At 67.8% G+C, this 17,334-nt stretch carries 16 protein-coding genes and 1 pseudogene; 3 read left to right on the forward strand and 14 right to left on the reverse strand.

Translation table 11 applies throughout. The features are described from left to right. The 5 genes from ACTIFJ_RS06675 to ACTIFJ_RS06695 all read right to left on the reverse strand — a co-directional run. On the reverse strand, positions 1 to 871 hold an 871-nt coding region (locus ACTIFJ_RS06675; RefSeq protein ID WP_439533319.1), incomplete at its 3' end, for a nitrogenase component 1. Continuing rightward, positions 868 to 2,391 carry a chlorophyllide a reductase subunit Y gene (bchY, locus tag ACTIFJ_RS06680; RefSeq protein ID WP_439533320.1) on the reverse strand — a complete coding sequence of 508 codons (1,524 nt, stop codon included), beginning with the start codon at positions 2,389 to 2,391 and terminating at the stop codon, positions 868 to 870. The genes bchY and ACTIFJ_RS06675, both read right to left, overlap by 4 nt. Further along, positions 2,384 to 3,379 (reverse strand): chlorophyllide a reductase iron protein subunit X, encoded by a 996-nt coding sequence (locus ACTIFJ_RS06685; protein WP_439533321.1) that lies wholly within the window; start codon positions 3,377 to 3,379, stop codon positions 2,384 to 2,386. Before ACTIFJ_RS06685 ends, bchY begins: the two co-directional genes overlap by 8 nt. Beyond that, positions 3,376 to 4,308 carry a chlorophyll synthesis pathway protein BchC gene (gene bchC, locus ACTIFJ_RS06690; protein WP_439533322.1) on the reverse strand — a complete coding sequence of 311 codons (933 nt, stop codon included), beginning with the start codon at positions 4,306 to 4,308 and terminating at the stop codon, positions 3,376 to 3,378. Before bchC ends, ACTIFJ_RS06685 begins: the two co-directional genes overlap by 4 nt. A 148-nt stretch (positions 4,309 to 4,456) precedes the next feature. Next, a complete protein-coding gene (locus ACTIFJ_RS06695) occupies positions 4,457 to 5,584 on the reverse strand; it encodes a methyltransferase (protein ID WP_439533323.1) in 1,128 nt (375 codons plus the stop codon). A gap of 86 nt (positions 5,585 to 5,670) precedes the next feature. Here ACTIFJ_RS06695 and crtD point away from each other — a divergent pair, with 86 nt between their 5' ends. The 3 genes from crtD to ACTIFJ_RS06710 all read left to right on the forward strand — a co-directional run bounded on the left by crtD (position 5,671) and on the right by ACTIFJ_RS06710 (position 9,116). Beyond that, positions 5,671 to 7,215 carry a 1-hydroxycarotenoid 3,4-desaturase CrtD gene (gene crtD / locus ACTIFJ_RS06700; RefSeq protein ID WP_439533324.1) on the forward strand — a complete coding sequence of 515 codons (1,545 nt, stop codon included), beginning with the start codon at positions 5,671 to 5,673 and terminating at the stop codon, positions 7,213 to 7,215. 122 nt (positions 7,216 to 7,337) lie between these two features. Continuing rightward, on the forward strand, positions 7,338 to 8,048 hold the full coding sequence (locus ACTIFJ_RS06705) for a hydratase (protein WP_439533325.1): 711 nt from the start codon (positions 7,338 to 7,340) through the stop codon (positions 8,046 to 8,048). A gap of 153 nt (positions 8,049 to 8,201) precedes the next feature. Next, positions 8,202 to 9,116 carry a 3-hydroxyacyl-CoA dehydrogenase family protein gene (locus ACTIFJ_RS06710; RefSeq protein ID WP_439533326.1) on the forward strand — a complete coding sequence of 305 codons (915 nt, stop codon included), beginning with the start codon at positions 8,202 to 8,204 and terminating at the stop codon, positions 9,114 to 9,116. Positions 9,117 to 9,119: 3 nt separating this feature from the next. On the opposite strand, the gene bchO is transcribed toward ACTIFJ_RS06710, so the two are convergent. From bchO to ACTIFJ_RS06755, 9 genes and pseudogenes are all read right to left on the reverse strand, one after another. Then, on the reverse strand, positions 9,120 to 10,001 hold the full coding sequence (gene bchO, locus ACTIFJ_RS06715) for an alpha/beta fold hydrolase BchO (RefSeq protein ID WP_439533327.1): 882 nt from the start codon (positions 9,999 to 10,001) through the stop codon (positions 9,120 to 9,122). Then, positions 9,998 to 11,767 (reverse strand): VWA domain-containing protein, encoded by a 1,770-nt coding sequence (locus ACTIFJ_RS06720; protein ID WP_439533328.1) that lies wholly within the window; start codon positions 11,765 to 11,767, stop codon positions 9,998 to 10,000. The genes bchO and ACTIFJ_RS06720 overlap by 4 nt, the downstream gene beginning before the upstream one ends. Further along, positions 11,764 to 12,780, reverse strand: coding sequence for a magnesium chelatase ATPase subunit I (bchI, locus tag ACTIFJ_RS06725; protein WP_439533329.1), 1,017 nt, complete (start codon positions 12,778 to 12,780; stop codon positions 11,764 to 11,766). The genes ACTIFJ_RS06720 and bchI overlap by 4 nt, the downstream gene beginning before the upstream one ends. A gap of 72 nt (positions 12,781 to 12,852) precedes the next feature. Next, positions 12,853 to 13,134: an HPr family phosphocarrier protein gene (locus ACTIFJ_RS06730; protein WP_439533330.1), complete on the reverse strand. Its 282-nt coding sequence runs from the start codon at positions 13,132 to 13,134 to the stop codon at positions 12,853 to 12,855. A gap of 7 nt (positions 13,135 to 13,141) precedes the next feature. Next, positions 13,142 to 13,543 carry a PTS sugar transporter subunit IIA gene (locus ACTIFJ_RS06735; RefSeq protein ID WP_439533331.1) on the reverse strand — a complete coding sequence of 134 codons (402 nt, stop codon included), beginning with the start codon at positions 13,541 to 13,543 and terminating at the stop codon, positions 13,142 to 13,144. Positions 13,544 to 13,577: 34 nt separating this feature from the next. Further along, complete coding sequence (rapZ, locus tag ACTIFJ_RS06740) at positions 13,578 to 14,528, reverse strand: RNase adapter RapZ (RefSeq protein WP_439533352.1); 951 nt, start codon at positions 14,526 to 14,528, stop codon at positions 13,578 to 13,580. Between the two features lie 207 nt (positions 14,529 to 14,735). After that, positions 14,736 to 14,978 (reverse strand): annotated as a pseudogene (locus ACTIFJ_RS06745) (HPr kinase/phosphorylase); the annotation flags it as partial. Beyond that, positions 14,975 to 16,573, reverse strand: a complete 1,599-nt coding sequence (locus tag ACTIFJ_RS06750; RefSeq protein WP_439533332.1) for a stimulus-sensing domain-containing protein — start codon at positions 16,571 to 16,573, stop codon at positions 14,975 to 14,977. The gene ACTIFJ_RS06750 and the pseudogene ACTIFJ_RS06745, both read right to left, overlap by 4 nt. Beyond that, on the reverse strand, positions 16,545 to 17,297 hold the full coding sequence (locus ACTIFJ_RS06755) for a response regulator transcription factor (protein WP_439533333.1): 753 nt from the start codon (positions 17,295 to 17,297) through the stop codon (positions 16,545 to 16,547). Before ACTIFJ_RS06755 ends, ACTIFJ_RS06750 begins: the two co-directional genes overlap by 29 nt. Positions 17,298 to 17,334 lie beyond the last annotated feature (37 nt).

Here is a 17,334-nt window from a genome sequence, read left to right on the forward strand (position 1 = left end):
TGGCGACGACGGCGAAGCTGGCGGTGCCGAAGAAATCCTGGGTCACCGAGCGCCACAGGTCCCACAGCGGCTTGATCGTGGTGTGCTTCTCGCGGGTGATGAACGGCTCAGGATCGACGCCGGTCAGTTCCCCGAGTTTGCGCAGGAACAGGGTGGTGGAATTGAGACCGATCGGCGCCTGCAGATAGGGCCGCTCAAGAGCCTCGCAGAGATTGCGGCCGAACTCCCGATACATGCAGATGTTGACGCTGGCATCGGCGAGCTTGCGGACGTCGGCGAGATGGCTCCCGAGCGGGAAGACCATGTTGACCTCGCAGCCGATGCCCTCCACCAGCCGCCGGATCTCGGCGAGGTCGGACGCCATGTTGAAGGTGCCGTAGATCGGCCCGATGATGTTGACGAGCGGCTTCTCGCCGTCCTTCCGGACCTTGGGCGCCGGCATCTTCTTTGGGCCATATTGCGTCCACAGCCAGGTCATGGCGCGGTCGGCCGACTGCCACTGGTCCTCGTCGATGGTGCGCGGCAGGAAGCGCTGGATGCTGGTGCCTTCCGGTGTCACGCCGCCGCCGATCATCTCGGCGATCGAGCCGGTGACGACCACCGAGGGCAGCGCCGGATCGAGCGTCTTCCAGGCGCGCTTCATCGCGGCCTCGGTGCCGGTCTTGCCGAGTTCTTCCTCGCCAAGGCCGGTGACGACGATGGGCAGCTCGTGCGGCGGCAGCCCATCAGTGTAGTGGAGGACCGAGGTTACCGGCAGGTTCTCGCAGCCGACTGGACCATCGATGATGACCTGCAGGCCCTTCACCGCAGTGAAGACATAGACCGCGCCCCAGTAACCGCCGGCCCGATCATGATCGAGGATCAGCGTCATGAGCCGATGGCCTCCTCGGCCTTGGCGGCGGCGAACTGCTTGGCGGCAAACTTCTTCTTGAACTCGGGCCGGTCGACAGGCGTGTCTTCCCATATGCCGGCAGTGTAACCTTCGCCCACGCCCTCGAAGAACGCCTGCATCTTGTCGAACCGCGCCTTGTTGCCGAGCGCGCCATTGATCACCTGCGCGAGGCTGCCGGCGCCGGCCGGGCCCATCAGCGGACGGGCGGAGATCAGGTTGGTGAAATACAGGCCGGGAATGGCGTTGGTCTTGGCGTGCTGGACGACGGGAGTGGTGCCGATCGCCAGGTCCGGGCGATATTCGTCGACCGCCGCGATATCCTGCTCCAGGCTGGCGCGATACTGGATGCGCACGCCCTTGGCCTCCAGCCACTCGCGGTCGGGATCGGACCAGCGGGTGCGCGGCGCGGCGGTGCCGACATAGGGCACGTCGGCGCCCGATTCGATCAACAGGCGCGCCACCAGCAGCTCCGAACCTTCATACCCCGAGACGGTGACCCGGCCCTTGATCGGCTTCCCGGCCAGCGCGCCGGCGATGGCGGGAAGGAACTTGTTGTGCGCCGCCGCGATCTTGTCGGCGGAGATGCCGCAAGCCTCGCCGATGGCGGTCAGCCAGGCGGCGGTGCCGTCACGACCGACCGGGGCCGAGCCGACGATCTTGCGGCCAGCGGCTTCGAATTCGCGCACAGACGCGGTGTAGAAGGGATGGATCGCCGCAACGGCGGCGCAATCGAGCGCGGCATAGAGCTCGCGCCATTCGCGCGTCGGCACGACCGGACCGGCGGCGAGGCCCATCGGCTCCAACATCATCGAGATGCCCACCGGATCGGCCGGGAACATCTCGCCGAGCAGCGTGATCGTCGGCTTGTCCTGGCGCACGGCAGGCGCCGCGACCGGACCGGCCATCACTTCCTTGCGGGCATAGGACAGCATCGCCCCGGCGAGCACGTCCTTCGCCTCGGCGTGGGTCGGCACGCCGAAGCCCGGCACGTCGATGCCGATGATTCGGACGCCGTTGATGACATCGGGCAGCAATTGCAGCGGCACGCCCGAAGCGGTCGGCACGCAGAGGTTGGTGATGACGATGGTATCGTACAGCGCCGGGTCGGCCATCTCATGAACCGCCTCGCGGATGTCCTCGAACAGCTTGCCGGTGACCAGAGATTCCGAATTGAAAGGCACATAGCCGACGGTGCGGCGGGCGCCGTAGAAATGCGAGGTGAAGGTCAGGCCATAGACGCAGCAGGCCGAGCCCGAGAGGATGGTGGCGGTGCGGCGCATGCGCAGGCCGACGCGCAGAGACCCGAAGGCCGGGCACATCGACTGCGGCTGATCGTGCGGCCCCTTGGGATAGTCGGCCGCATAGCGATCGAGTACTTCGGACTTGCCGGCCTTGGCCGCCGCTTCACGCATCGTATCACCGCCGGCATGGCAGCCGGCGCCTTCGATCGGGGCATCCACCACGGGGGGCGCGCCCTTGAGATCGAGCGACTCAGACATTGTCGTAGACAACCTCGAGCGAGGGGCGGGTCTCGAAGACGCCGCCGCGCATGTCGGCCTGTGTTGCGGCCTTCAGCGTGACATTGCCGCCGGTATCCTCGGGCTTGAACAGGCCGAGCAGCCCATCCTGGTCGAGCGGCGACGGGCGGACCGGCGGCGCGGTCTCGACGTTGGAGGCCAGCTCGGCAAACAACGGGCCCCACTGGCTCTCGGTGGTGCCGATGATCTGGTAATTGGCCGATTTCTTGCGAATATCGTCGTGCGCCGGGATCGACACCAGCACCGGAATGCCGACCGCATCGGCAAAGGCCTGGGCCTCGCCGGTGCCGTCGTCCTTGTTGATGAGGATGCCGGCGACACCGACATTGCCGCCCATCTTGCGGAAATATTCGACGGCCTTGCAGACATTGTTGGCGACATAGAGCGACTGCAGGTCGTTCGAGGCGACGACGATCACCTTCTGGCACATGTCCCGGGCGATCGGCAGGCCGAAGCCGCCGCAGACAACGTCGCCAAGGAAATCGAGCAGCACATAGTCGAAGCCCCAGTCATGGAACCCGAGCTTCTCCAGCGTCTCGAAGCCATGGATGATGCCGCGACCGCCGCAGCCGCGACCAACCTCCGGTCCGCCGAGCTCCATGGCGAAGACCCCGTCGCGCTGGAAGCAGACGTCCTCGATCTTCAGCTCCTCGCCGGCGAGCTTCTTGCGCGACGAGGTTTCAATGATGGTGGGCGTGGCCTTGCCGCCGAACAGCAACGAGGTAGTATCCGATTTCGGATCGCAGCCGATCAGCAGCACCCGCTTGCCCTGCTGGGCCATCATGTAGCTGAGGTTCGCCAGCGCAAACGACTTGCCCGAACCGCCCTTGCCATAAATGGCGATGATCTGGGTTTCCTTGGTGACTTCGCCGGTATGGACCGGATCCGGCTCGATCGACGCTTCCGCGCGAAGGGCCGCCACTTCATCGAGAAGCGTCTGGACACTCATGCGACATCTCTCCAGTCAAAGACCATCTTCAGGCAGGACGGATCGCTGAAGGCCTCGCCATAGGCCGTCGGCGCATCATTGGCCGGCACCCGGTTGGTCACCAGCCCGTCCAGCGAAAGCCGCCCGGAGCCGACCATGGCGATGACATCGGCCAGATCCTGCGGCTGGAATTCGGTGGCCACGCGCATCCGCATCTCGCGGCGGAAGGCAGGGGCGAAATTGAAGTGCAGCGGCTCGGCATAGAAGCCGACGAGGACGATCTCGCCGCCATGGCCCATCCGCATCACCAGCGAATCGAGAATGTCCGAGTCGCCGGAAGCATCATAGATGCTGCGATAGTCGCGCCGCTCGTCGGCGTCGGCCGTCGTCACCGTATAGCCGTCGGCACCACTCATCCGCTCGGGAGCAATCTCCCAGACCGTGGGCGTCCGCCCTTCGGCCACCGCCAGGCGCGCAAGCAGTCGGCCGAGCACACCGTGACCGATGATCAGATCCGGCAGGTCGCCGCCGACCAGTGCGTGGCGGGCCGTCGCGGCCAGAGACATCAGCACGGCCTGGTCCCCGAGCCCGGCAGGAATCGACAGGACACGGCTGCTGCCGGTGACCAGGGTCCGCGCAGAACCGCCGAAGAGGCCGCGTGCGCCAATGAATTTGGAGGAACCGGGCACGAACACCGTGTCGCCGATACGCGACTTCGCCTTGGCGCCGGCATCGACGACGCGGCCCACCGCCTCATAGCCTGGCACCAGCGGATACCCCATGCCGGGAAACGCGGGCATCGTGCCCTTGTACATGAGCTTTTCGGTGCCCATCGAAATGCCACTGAAATCCACGGCGACGACGAGATCATCGGCGTCAGGCGGAGTCATGCCGAGACGGCGGAGCGTAACCTGCCCCGGAGCCTCCACAACGACCGCCAATGTATCCATCCGTGCTCCCCGGAAGCGCGTCCCTCCCGGGCGCCCTTCTCCATGGCGTCAATTTATCGCAACAGATGCCGATGTAAAGAGAACTTGACGGTTTTGTGCGTCAAAAAGTTTTTACACATGCCGACGTCGGGCATGGAATGTGTCTTGACTAACGTTCGGCCAGCAGAATTCGCGCCACCATTGGCAGCGCGGAGGGCAATTCGCGCACTCGGGCGAAGCCGGCGCGGGCGAGCATCGTCCGATATGCCTCGGCGCTGCGCGGACGCCCGGAGCCCATGGCCCACAGATACAGGCCGAAATAAGCGTCTCCCATCGCCTCGGCGCCAAGCGTGCCGGCCATGGGCTCGGCGATCAGCAGATGGCCACCGGCGGGCAGCGCGGCATGGACCGAAGCCAGCAGCGCCTGCACTACTTCGTCATCATGATCGTGAAGGATCCGCACCAGGCTAATAAGGTCGGCACCGGTCGGCAGTGGATCATCGCGAAAGCTGCCACCGTGCACCGCCACTTTGGCCAGTCCGCGGCCGGCAAGCACATCACTCGCCGCGGCGACCACTGGGGGCAGGTCGAAAAGTGCCAGTTCCAGCGAAGGATGGCGCGCCGCCACCTCGGCGAGGAAGGCGCCATGGCCGCCGCCGATATCAAGCAGCCGGCGATAGCGGCGAAAATCCAGGCTCTCCAGCACCTGCTCGGCGACCATCGGCTGGGAGGCAGCCATCAGTGTTGAATAAGCAGCGGTCTCGACATCATCGGCACGCGCAGGCTCGCCGCGCCCGGCCGATTCGGCATAGCTCCAGAAGCGGGCCAGCTTGCCGCCGCCGCGACCCTGGCGCAGCAGCGCCACCGGATCGGCGAGATCGTCATAGAATAGCTTGTGATGCTCGATCATCGCCAGCGCACCGCGATTGGAGGCGAGCGCCGCGCCGCGCTGGCCCAATGTCCAGCGGTCACCGGGCAGCGCCTCGACCAGGTCGATGGACGCTGCCGCCGCCAAAAGCCGCGCCGTGGCCGCGTGTGGCAGGTCGGCGATCGCGCCTAGTTCGGCCGTGCTCGCCGGCGCCACTGCCAGTCGGGCGATCCAGCCGAGATCCACGACGGCGGTCAGCGTCTTTGTGTAGACGAAACCAGTAATGACCCCGAACATGCTGGCGGCGTGGCGGCGGGAAACGCTGCGCAGCCCCGGCAGCCGCATCGCCATACGCTGGAACGACGGCTGCATCAGCCAGCCGTTACGCCACAGCAGAAAACGCTCGCGGAAAGTCGGCTTGACACTCATGGTGTCATCTTCTCTGGACAGTGGCGCCCGAACGGTCAATCATCGGCGGCGATAAAAACGGGGAGCACGCGGTTTTGGCGCGCGAAATGCCAGTGGTGATCGTCGGGGCGGGCATGGGCGGGCTTTCCGCTGCGGCCTGGCTTGCCGGTGCTGGCGTGCCGGTAGTGGTGGTCGAGCGCATGCATCATCCGGGCGGCAAGCTGCGTACGGTCGATTGCGGCGGCGTTGCCGTCGATGCCGGACCCACGGTGTTTACCGGGCGCGACCTGTTCGAGGCCATGTTCGACCAGGTGGGCGAGCAATTGGCCGATCACCTGACCCTGACCAGCGCCGAACGGCTGGCCCGCCACGGCTGGCAGGACGGCACGCAGCTCGATCTGTGGCGCGATCCCGGCCGTTCGCGCGAGGCCGTGGCGGCCTTTGCCGGCGCGTCCGAAGCAGCGGGCTGGGATGCCTTCCAGGCTGAATCCAAGCGAATCTGGGATGCGCTCGAACATCGGTTCATGGCGGCGCCGGCAACGTCGCCGGTCGGTTTGGCAGCGCGCTTCGGCCTATCCGGCATGCCCGAGATGCTGGCCATCAACCCATTCCAGACCTTGCGGAAGGCGCTCGGCCGACACTTCCGCGACCCCCGGCTGATCCAGCTCTATGGCCGCTATGCCACCTATTGTGGTGCCTCACCTTATGAGGCCACGGCAACGCTGATGCTGATCGCCCATCTGGAGGCGCGCGGCGTCTGGCTGGTGGAAGGCGGCATGCACCGGCTGGCCGAGGCGGTGGCGGCTCTGGCCAACCGGCACGGTGCACGCTTTCATTACGGCACCGAGGTGCAGGAGATCTGCGTGACGGGCGGCCGGGCCAGCGGCGTGCGGCTGGCGTCGGGCGAGGTGATCGAGGCGGCCGATGTGATCGCCAACTGCGATGTCAGTGCGCTGGCCGACGGGCGCTTCGGGCCAGCCGTGGCGGGTGCCGCAGCGGGCACGCCACCCGCCGACCGCTCGCTGTCCGGCTTCGTGCTGATGATGACCGGCGAGGCGAACGGCTTTGCGCTCGATCGTCACAATGTGTTCTTTTCCGACGATTATGCGCGTGAATTCCGCGAGATTTTTGCCCAGAAGCGGCTGCCGTCGCACCCCAGCGTCTATGTTTGTGCTCAGGATCGCGGCGAAAGCGCCCCGTCAGGGCCTATCGAGCGGTTCCAGTTGATCATCAATGCCCCGGCCACCGGTGACGGCCGCAGCCCCACATCAGAGGAGATGGATGCATGTCGGACGGCGAGTTTCGAGGGCCTCAGGCGCTGCGGGCTGACGCTCCGGCCGAAGGACCTGGTGCAGGTCGACCCGAAGATGTTCGAGGCGCTTTTCCCTTCGACGGGTGGAGCCCTTTATGGTCGGGTCTCGCACGGGTGGCGGGCCAGCTTCCGCCGGCCGGGAAGCGCCAGCCGGATTCCGGGGCTGTGGCTGGCGGGGGGCTCGGCGCATCCGGGCGCGGGCGTGCCGATGGCGGCCTTGTCCGGCCGCTTGGCGAGCGATGCGATCCTCAAGGCGCGCGGTTCGACCAGGACATTCCGCCCTATGGCTATCGCTGGTGGTACATCGACGCCGAAAGCGATTGCGGGCGCTTCGGCCTGACCATCATCGCCTTCATCGGCTCGGTCTTCTCGCCTTATTACAAGGCCAGCGGCCGCCACACGCCGGAAAACCATGTTGCCCTGAACGTCGCCCTCTACGGCACGCGCGGGCGGCGGTGGACGATGACCGAGCGCAGCCAGAAATCGCTGTGGCGCGATGCGCGAACGCTTCGCATTGGCCCCAGCCAGATGCACTGGGACGGCGAGCAGCTGGTGATCGACATTCATGAGGTCAATGCGCTGATCCCGCTGCCCGTGCAGGGCCGCATCCGGCTGACGCCGCAGGTGCTCGGCCAGCGACGGTTCCGGCTCGATCCCAGCGGGAAGCATGTCTGGGAGCCACTGGCCCCGCGCGCCCGGGTCGAGGTGGAGATGTCCCGGCCCGACCTGCGCTGGTCGGGCGACGGTTATCTCGATGCCAATCATGGCTCCGAGCCGCTGGAGGATGGGTTTGCCGACTGGCAGTGGTCGCGCGCCCATATGGCCAATGGCGACACGGCCGTGATCTACGAGGGCAAGCTGCGATCAGGCAGCGAGTTCGGCATGGCATTGCGCATCGGCACCGACGGGAATGCCGAGGTCTGCGAGATGCCGGTGCCGGTGACCTTGCCCAAGACCCGCTGGCGAATGGGCCGCACGACGCGCGCCGATACGGCCGGCGCCGCCCGGCTGCGCGCGACTTGGGAGGACACGCCCTTTTATGCGCGCACGGCGCTGGCGATGACCCTGTGGGGAGAGGAGGTCGACGCGGTCCATGAATCGCTGTCGCTCGACCGGTTCCGCACCGAGACCGTGCAATGGATGCTGCCATGGCGAATGCCGCGGCGCGGCTGATGGTCTAGTCGTCGTCCTTCTTGCGGAGCGACCAGAAGGTCCAGGCGGTGAAGCCGCCAACGATGGCGAACATCATCACCATCTCGATGAGGCCATAATGTTTTGCGTCCATGCGCGATGATAACGCATGATGCGGCTTTTTGGGGAGTGTGAATGTCGTTGTCGGAAATTGCGGTCATCGGCGGCGGGCTGATGGGCGCCAGCATCGCCCAGTGCTTCGCCGTTGCCGGCCACCGAGTCCATGTCCATGAGCCGCATGCACCGGTCCGCGAGACGATCATCGACCGGATAAGGGACGATCTCGCGCTGATCGGCGCCGATCTGTCGGCGGCGGACCGGATCATCCCGACCGGAGATCTCGCCACCGCCGTCGGCAACGCCGATTTCGTCACCGAGGCAGCACCCGAGCGGCTCGAGTTGAAGCGGGCGCTGTTCGCCGATCTGGCACAACTGGCGCCGCGCCATGCCATCCTTGGCAGCAATTCGTCGGTGATCCGCATCACGGCGATCAGCGACGGCCTGGAGACCGCCGAGCGCATGGTCGGCACCCACTGGTGGAATCCGGCGGCGCTGATCCCCTTGGTCGAGGTGATCCAGGGGGCCCGGACCAGCCCTGAAACAGTGGCGGCGACGATGGCGCTGCTGGCCAGCATCGGCAAGAAGCCGGCCCATGTCCGCAAGGATGTCACCGGCTTCATCGGCAACCGGCTTCAGCATGCGCTTTGGCACGAGGCGATCGCGCTGATCGCCGAGGGCGTCTGCGATGCCCAAACTCTCGATGACTGTGTGAAGAACAGCTTCGGGCTAAGGCTGGCCGTGCTCGGGCCAGCCGAGAACATGGACCTGATCGGGCTCGACCTCACCCGGGACATCCATAGCGCGCTGATGCCGGACCTGCACGGCAGCCACCCCCACCACCCCTGGCTCGACACGCAGATCGCCGCCGGCAAGCTGGGCTTCAAGACCGGCGAGGGTCTGCGCGCCTGGACGCCGGAGGAGATGGCGACGGTGCGCAAGCGGCTGGTCGCGCATCTGGTGGAGAGCCTCGACCAGACCGCCGAGGGCTGACCGTCAGGCCAGCGACTCGTAGAAGTCGGTGATCATCCGGGCATACTGGTCGGGGGCTTCCTCATGCGCCAGATGACCGAGGCCGGGCACGATCTGCGCGCATCCTTGCGGCAGGCGGGCGGCAACCGTGGTGGCGACCAAGGGCGGGATGGTGCGGTCCTGCGCGCCATGCGCCAGCAGCACCGGCAAGTCGAGGCGCGGAAAGGCGGCTTTGAGCGGCTCCAAATTCCAGTTGGCCATCAGCGCCAGCGCGCCGCCGACATGGCCGGAGGCGTGCATCAGCGTCTCGTAGAGCGCAATTCCGCGCGGATCGAGCCGCGAGCCGGTCGATTTGGCCAGGAAGCGGGCGACCTCCCCGGGGCGACGGGCGCGGCTGGCGAACAGGCCGGGGACCAGCGGATTGACGAACAGCATCCGCGCCATTGCCGGGAACAATTTGCCGGCCATGCCCGGAAACGGCAGCAAAGCACCGCCCAGCCCGATCACCGCACGCGGTGCGGCAAGGCCGTGCTGGACCATGGTCAGTGCCAATGCAGCGCCGGCGCTGTGGCCGATGATCAGCGTCGGGGCGAGGCCGAGCGTCCCGGTAAGCGCCGCCACCGCCTGGGCAACGGCGACGGGGCTTGGCCGCGCCATCCGGCTGGTGAAGCCATGGCCGGGAAGATCGAGGGCGATGACCCGGAAACGGGCGGCGAGCAGTGGCGCGAGGTCGCGCCAGCTATGGGTGCTGGCGGCGGTGCCATGGAGCAGCAGCACGACCGGCGTGTCGGGCACCTCCGGCCCCAGCAGCTGGACATGCCAGCGAACGCCGCCGGCGGCGACAAAGCGGCTCGCATCGCTGTTCGGCCATGACGGGCCATGGCGGTGCCAGTCCAGCACGCTCATGACAGCGCCTTTTGCGCGACAGTGACGGCGCTGACCACGGCCTGGGCATCGAGCCGCGGCAGGGGCACATGCGGCGCGGCCATCGCCTCGGCAAGCGCCGGGCCTTCGGGGCGCGGGCGGGCGGCGCAATCGATGAAGACGGCGCGCAGGCCGGTCGCGGCGAGCGCCCGGGCCTCGGCCAATGCCGCCTCCTGCGGCGACCGCCCCGAGGCGTCGCCGACATTGGCGCGGCCATCGGTGAGCAGCACGATCAGCGGTGTGCGGCCCCTGTTGCGTTCGGCCAACGCCACCTGTCGGGCCAGGGCCAGCCCGGCGGCGATCGGCGTGCCGCCACCAGCGGCCAGCGCTGAAAGCTCGCGCCGGGCACGGGCCAGGCTGCGTGTCGGCGGAAGAACCAGCATGGCCTCCTGACCGCGAAAGGCGATCAAGGCGACCTCGGCACGCTTCACATAGGCCTGGGCCAGCAGCAGCTCGATGGCGCCCTTGGTTTCAGCAAGGCGGGCAAAGGCGGCGGACCCGGAGGCGTCGACGGCGAAGATGGTGGTGCTGGCGGCACGCGCCACGAAGCGGCGGATGCGCAAATCATCATGGCGGATTGACAACCGGCCATCGGCGCGCGGCGGCCGCAGCTTCTGCCGCGGTGCAGAGGTCTTGATCGTCTCGATCAGCGCGAGGCGGGCACCGCGCCCGGGCGCACCAGCACGGACGCCGGCGGGGCGGCCGGAGACCAGCGAGCGCAGCTTGGCCCCGGCGCTGCCGCTGGCGCTGTTGCGGCTGGCGAGCCCCTTGGCGAGGCTATCTAGCACGTCGGGCGGGATGGTAGCGGCGGCGGCCTCCAGCACAAGGTCGTCGAGGTCGTCTGGATTGGGAGCGGGCTGATCGTTGGGGCTGTCCGGCGGAGAGTCGGACCCGGGTGGTGGCTCCGGCGGCGGTTCGGCGTCGTCGCCGGCCTGTTGCTCGGGCTCGCCTGGTGGCAGCTGGGTGGCGCGCGGGCCGAGGACAAGGGCGGCGGCGAGTTGCAGATCAGGGGCGGCCGGTGACGCTCGGCCATCCGACAAGGCATGCGCACGGGCAAGACGCAGCGCGTGGAGCGGCGCCCGCACCGATGCGATGCCGAGCGCCGCCGCGGCCCCGGACAAGGAGCCTGCCGGATCGTCGACGGCCGCCATGTCGCCCTCCGGCATGAAGGGATCGAGATCGGGCGCCTCGCCGGCAAGTAACGCGGCCATCGGCAGCCGGACGCCGGTCAGGTCGAGGTGGATCGCCAGCCGCTCGACCAGCGCCTGGGCGATGGCCGTCTCGGGTGGCTCGCCGGGCTCGGGCGGCGGCGATTCATCGAGCAGCACCACCGCCGGGCCGCCGGCGTCGAGCGCCGCCGCCAGCCGCGCCGCCAGCGCCTGCGACAGCCGCTCCGCCATCGGCACCAGCAGGATGCCATCGCCGAGATCGGCGAGCAGCCCGGGACGGTGAACCGGGCGACCCGCCGCCAGCGTGGCGGCCAGATCGAGCCCGCCATCGAGCGCATCGGCGTCGGCGCTGGATGGCAGGCGACGGACGGGCTTGTGCAGTGCCAGCGCCTCGCACCAGATATCGCGGACCGGGCCGGCCGGGGCCTTGAGCCAGATGCCGCCGAGCGCCGGCGCCTCGGCGATGAGCGGAATGGCGGCCAGCGCCAGTGCCCAGCGGGCGGCGGCGGCTTCGGCCGGATCAATGGAGACAGCCTCGGCGGGAGCCTCGAAAAGCCCCGCCTTGGCAAGGTTGCTCATGCGGGGACGAGCTCGGCCACCGCCCGGTCGATCCGCGCCGTGCTGCCGCTGTCATCGAGCACATTCTTGCGCATCCGGTGGCGCAGCGCGAGCGCCGCCACGGCAGCGACATGATGGGGATGGACATGCTTCTTGCCGGCAAGGGCGGCGGTGGCGCGGGCCGCGCGCAGCAAGGTCAGTTCGCCGCGCAGCCCATCGGCGCCGACCGCCTGGCAGAGCCGGGTACCGAGCTCCAGGATGCTGTCTGTCACTTCGACCTTGGACAGCTTGCGCCGCGCCGCGGCAATCTGGTCCAGCACCTGATGCTCGGCGTCGGCGAAGCGGGCGCTGAACGCCTGGGGATCACGATCGAAGGCATCACAGCGGCGGACGATCTCGATGCGGTCGCCGATATCGGTGGGGGTGCGGACATCGACCGACAAGCCGAACCGGTCGAGCAGCTGCGGGCGAAGCTCTCCCTCCTCCGGATTGCCGCTGCCGACGAGGATGAAGCGGGCCGGATGGCGAATCGACAGGCCTTCGCGCTCCACGACATTCTGGCCGGAGACCGCAACATCAAGCAGCAGGTCGACGAGATGGTCCTCGAGCAGGTTGATCTCGTCGATATAGAGAAAGCCGCGATTGGCCTTGGCGAGCAGGCCGGGCTCGAAGCGCTTCTCACCGGTCGCCAGCGCGCGCTCGAGATCGAGGCTGCCGACAACGCGGTCTTCGGTGGCGCCCAGCGGCAGGTCGACAAATGGCACCGGCACTTCGGCCACCGCCTTGCCGGCTCGGGCGCGGCAACCCTCGAAGCAGGTGGTTGCGTCCTTCGGCGCGCAGCCATAGCGGCAGCCGGGCACCACCTGCATCGGCGGCAACAGCGCCGCCAGCGCGCGTACGGCCGTGGACTTGCCGGTGCCGCGATCGCCGAACACCATCACGCCGCCGAGACGGGGCTCGACGGCCGCCATCAGCAGCGCCTGCTTCATCTCTTGCTGACCGACGATGGCGGAGAACGGAAAAGCTGATTTCATGGGCAAACGTCTAGGGCGGCGCCAAGGTCCCGGCAAGCGGTGCGACGTCAGGGGGCGGGTACGGGGCGGGCCTCAGTCTTCTCCGAACTTGTCCATGACCAGACCGGTCAACCTGTCCAGCGCCTCCGCCGCGTCGCTGCCGTTGGCCGACAGGGTGATGACGTCTCCGGGGCCGGCGGCCAGCATCATCAGGCCCATGATCGAGGTGCCCGGCACCTCATGGCCATCATGGCCGACCATCACCTGGGCCGAAAAGCTGCTCGCCAGCGTGACGAACTTGGCGCTGGCGCGCGCATGCAGACCGCGCCGATTTGTAATCGTCACCTCGACAGGGCCCGCAGCATTGTTCGTCATCAGCGGATCAAGCCGCTTCGCCGAGCATTTTTGAGGCAACCGCGATATATTTTCGCCCGGCCGTCTGGGCGGCCTCCACGGCAGCGGCGACACCCATCGTCTTGCGCACGCCGGCCAGCTTGATCAGCATCGGCAGGTTGATGCCGGCGATCACTTCGACGCCGGGACGCAACAGTGAGATCGCCAGGTTGGAAGGCGTGCCGCCGAACATGTCGGTGAGCATGATGACGCCGTCGCCTTCATCGACACGGGCCATGGCGGCGGCAATATCGGCGCGGCGGACCTCCATGTCATCATCGGCGGCAATGCAGATCGCCTCTACGAGTTTCTGCTCGCCCACGACATGTTCGGTCGCGGCGATAAACTCATCGGCGAGATGGCCGTGCGTGACGAGGACAAGTCCGATCATCGGTCGTGGCGTTGGCCCTTGAGGGGGGCGGTTGTCAATGGGTATCCGTCGTGGTGGCGTCAGGCGCCGCGGCGAGACCGGCCGCATCGCTGCCGGCGCGATTGAGATCGCGATGGCTGAGCAGCGCGCCATGGCCGGCGTCGGCCAGCCGCTGCTGGAGGGCGCGGGCGACGGCCACCGACCGATGACGGCCGCCGGTGCAGCCGATGGCGATGGCGAGATAGGCCTTGCCCTCACGGATATAGCCCGGGATGAGCGTCACCAGCAGGTCGACGATCCGGTCGAGCGCCGGTGAATAGGCCGGGTCGGCTTCGATATGGGCGACGACGCGCGGGTCCTCGCCGGTCAGCGGCCGCAGCGCCGCATCCCAGTGCGGATTGGCCAGGAAGCGCATGTCGAACACCAGGTCGGCATTGCGCGGCAGGCCGTTGGCGAAGCCGAAGCTGGCCAGGCTGATGGTCAGCCGCGACTCGGCGGACTGGCCGAGCTGCTCGGCGATGCGGCGGCGCAGATCGGAAACCGACAGGTCGGACGTGTCGAATACAAGATCGGCCCAGCGCCGCAGCGGCGCGGTCAGCTCGCGCTCGCGGGCGATGCCATCGGCGACCGGTCGGTCGATGGCCAGCGGATGCCGGCGGCGGGTTTCGGAAAAGCGGCGCACCAGTTGGTCATCGGAACAGTCCAGATAGACCAGCCGGATGTCATGGCCAGAATCACGGAGCGTCCGCAGCCGTTCGACCAGCAGCGCCGCGTCGAAGCCGCGCGTCCGGCTGTCGATGCCGAAGGCAAAGGGGCGCGCAGCGCCCGACTCGACGCCCGGCGCGGCCGTGATCAATGTGTCGACCAGCGCCAAGGGCAGGTTATCGACGACTTCATAACCGAGATCCTCGAGCGCCTTCAGCGCTGTCGACCGGCCAGCCCCCGACATGCCGCTGATCGCCAGCAGCGGCAGTGAGGGGGACGGGATCGACTCATCTTCGGTCATTGCGCCAGCCTGACCGCGAATACCGTGGCTTCGCAAGGCCTGCTCGACGAGCAGCGGCGCCGAGGCCGGGCGGGGATCCAGACCCAGCAGGGGCAGCGACAGGCCGGGCGCGAGGGGTGACGTCCAGACGCCGGGTGTCGGCAATCGCTCCGGCTTGGCCGCGACGTCGATAACCAGCGCCAGCGGGGCGGACAGCAGCGACGGGACCGCCAGCAGGCCGACGCCACGCGCTTCGATAAGCCCGGCCAGCGCCAGCGGCGGCGTGGCGATCAGGTCTTCCCCGTCGACTTTCAGGATCACGCGGTCATCGGCGACAAGCTTCCAGCCACGATCGATCAGCCGCAGCGCCAGGTCGGACTTGCCGGCACCCGGCGGCCCGAGCAGCAGCACGGCCCGCAGCGGCAGGCCGGGGGCGGCCACCACCGTACCGTGCAGCGTCGGCTCGGTCATGCCGGCGGCAGGCTGACGATGAACGCCGCGCCGCGCCCGCCCGGCGGATCAGTGACATGGATGCGCCCGCCATGCGCGGTGACGATGCTCGCGGCGATTGACAGGCCGAGGCCGGAATGACGGCCGAAGTCTTCGGCCTCGGGGCGCTGCGAATAGAAGCGCGTGAACACATCGGCCCGATTTTCCGCCGGTACGCCCGGCCCCTCGTCGATGACGCTGACCAGTATTTCAGCCCCGGCGCGGCGCGCACTGACCCGCACCAGGCCGCCCGAAGGCGAAAAGGACAAGGCGTTGTCGATCAGGTTGCGCAGCACCTGGGCGAGGCGCTGCGGATCGCCCCGGACCAGCGCGGCGCCGACGGCCGGTTCGAGTTCCACCGACAGGTCACGCGGCAAGCCGGCAGTCGCATAGGCCTGGACCAACCCGGCGGCGAGCGCCGCGATGTCGATAAGCTCGAAGCGCGAGCGCGACAGCTCGGCATCGAGCCGGCTGGCATCCGAGATGTCCGTGATCAGCCGGTCGATCCGCGCCACGTCATCGCGGATGACCAGCATCAGCCGCTCGCGCAGCTCGACCGACTCGACCTGCCCAAGCGTGTCGACGGCCGACCGCAGCGAGGCGAGCGGGTTCTTGAGCTCATGCGCGACATCGGCAGCGAAGGCCTCGGTGGCGTCGATCTGGCCTCTCAGCGCGATCGACATGTCCGACAGCGCACGGGCGAGCGCGCCAATCTCGTCCCGACGCTCGGGCAGACGGGGAACGATGACTTCGCGCGAGCGACCTAGCCGCACCCGATGCGCGGCGATCGCCAACATGCGTAGCGGACGAACGATGGTGCGAGCCAGGAAGAACGACAGCGCCAGGGTCAACGCCGTCACCGCCACCAGCAGCCAGAAGCTGGTCAGCCGCTCGGCGCGCAAGATTTCGGACAGGTCCTCGGCGCTGTCAGTCAGATGGATAACGCCGGGCCATTCGCCAGACTCGTCGATCCGCAGCGCCGCCGCGGCGCCCAGCACCAAGCTGCCGTCGGCCGCGCGACGCAGTTCGGTCGCCGCCGCACCGAGACGGGCGGCGCGGTCGGTTTCAGGCCAGCGGTCGGCACGGTCCGGGCTCCGCTCTGCATAGGGCTCTAGTGGGCGAAGGCCTGAAAGTCGTTCGAGCGCCTGGTCGATGAACCGCGCCGAGCGACGGCGCCAGGTGGTAGCCGCCGGGTCGTCTATTTCGAAACGCGGCACCGCGGCGTTGCGCCAGTTGTCGGCCAGCAACGTGCCATTGGGCCCATAGAGCCTTAGCCGTGTGCCCCGGCTCATCGCCAGCCGTCCCAATGCCGCCGCCCGGTCTTCGGGCGCAAGACTGGCGGTCAGGCTAGCGATGGTAGTGGCCTCGCGAGCCAGTTCGGCGGAACGCTCGTCGAGCAGCCGGCCGCGCACCGCATCGATGTAGATGAGCATGATCGCCAGCACGAGCACGGCGACGATATTGACAGCGAAAATCCGCGCCCGCACGGAGCCGAAGCCGAGGCCCCGGCGCCATTCCTGCACCTCGGGTGAGGGCTGGTCGGCGGCCTCAGCCTTCGTTGAAGCGATAACCGACACCATAGAGTGTCTCGATACCCTTGAATTCATGGTCAACGGCGCGAAACTTCTTGCGCAGCCGCTTGATATGACTGTCGATGGTGCGATCATCGACATAGACATCGTCCTGATAGGCGGCGTCCATCAGCTGTTCGCGCGATTTGACGAAGCCCGGCCGCGCCGCCAGCGTCTCGAGAATCATGAATTCGGTGACGGTGAGTGCCACGTCGCCGCGCCGTCCTTCGCCGGCGTCCCAGGTCACCCGGTGACGGGCGGGATCCATGGTCAGCCGGCCGCGCACGATCGGCTCGGCCACGGGCTCGGTCGGCTCTGCTTCAGGCAGCGCCCGGCGGTTGGCGGCGCGGCGCAGCACGGCGCGGATGCGCTCGATCAATAGCCGCTGGCTGAATGGTTTGCCGATATAGTCATCGGCACCCATCGCCAGACCCAGCGCCTCGTCGATCTCGGTATCCTTGGAGGTCAGGAAGATCACCGGCAGCTCGGATTTTTCGCGCAGACGACGCAGCACTTCCATCCCGTCCATCCGCGGCATCTTAATATCGAGCACGGCGAGATCGGGCGGATTCTCTGTCAGACCCTTCAGCGCCGTATCGCCATCGGAATATAGTCGCACGGTGAAGCCTTCAGCCTGCAGCGCGATCGATACCGAGGTGAGGATGTTGCGGTCATCATCGACCAGCGCGATTACAGGGGCGGCGACCGGCGGGGCTTCGACATCCGACATGGCCCTGCTTGTTGCGCTCCACGCGTCTGAACGCAAG

It is taken from the genome of Polymorphobacter sp. (assembly GCF_051860865.1).
Taxonomy (GTDB): Bacteria; Pseudomonadota; Alphaproteobacteria; order Sphingomonadales; family Sphingomonadaceae; genus Sandarakinorhabdus.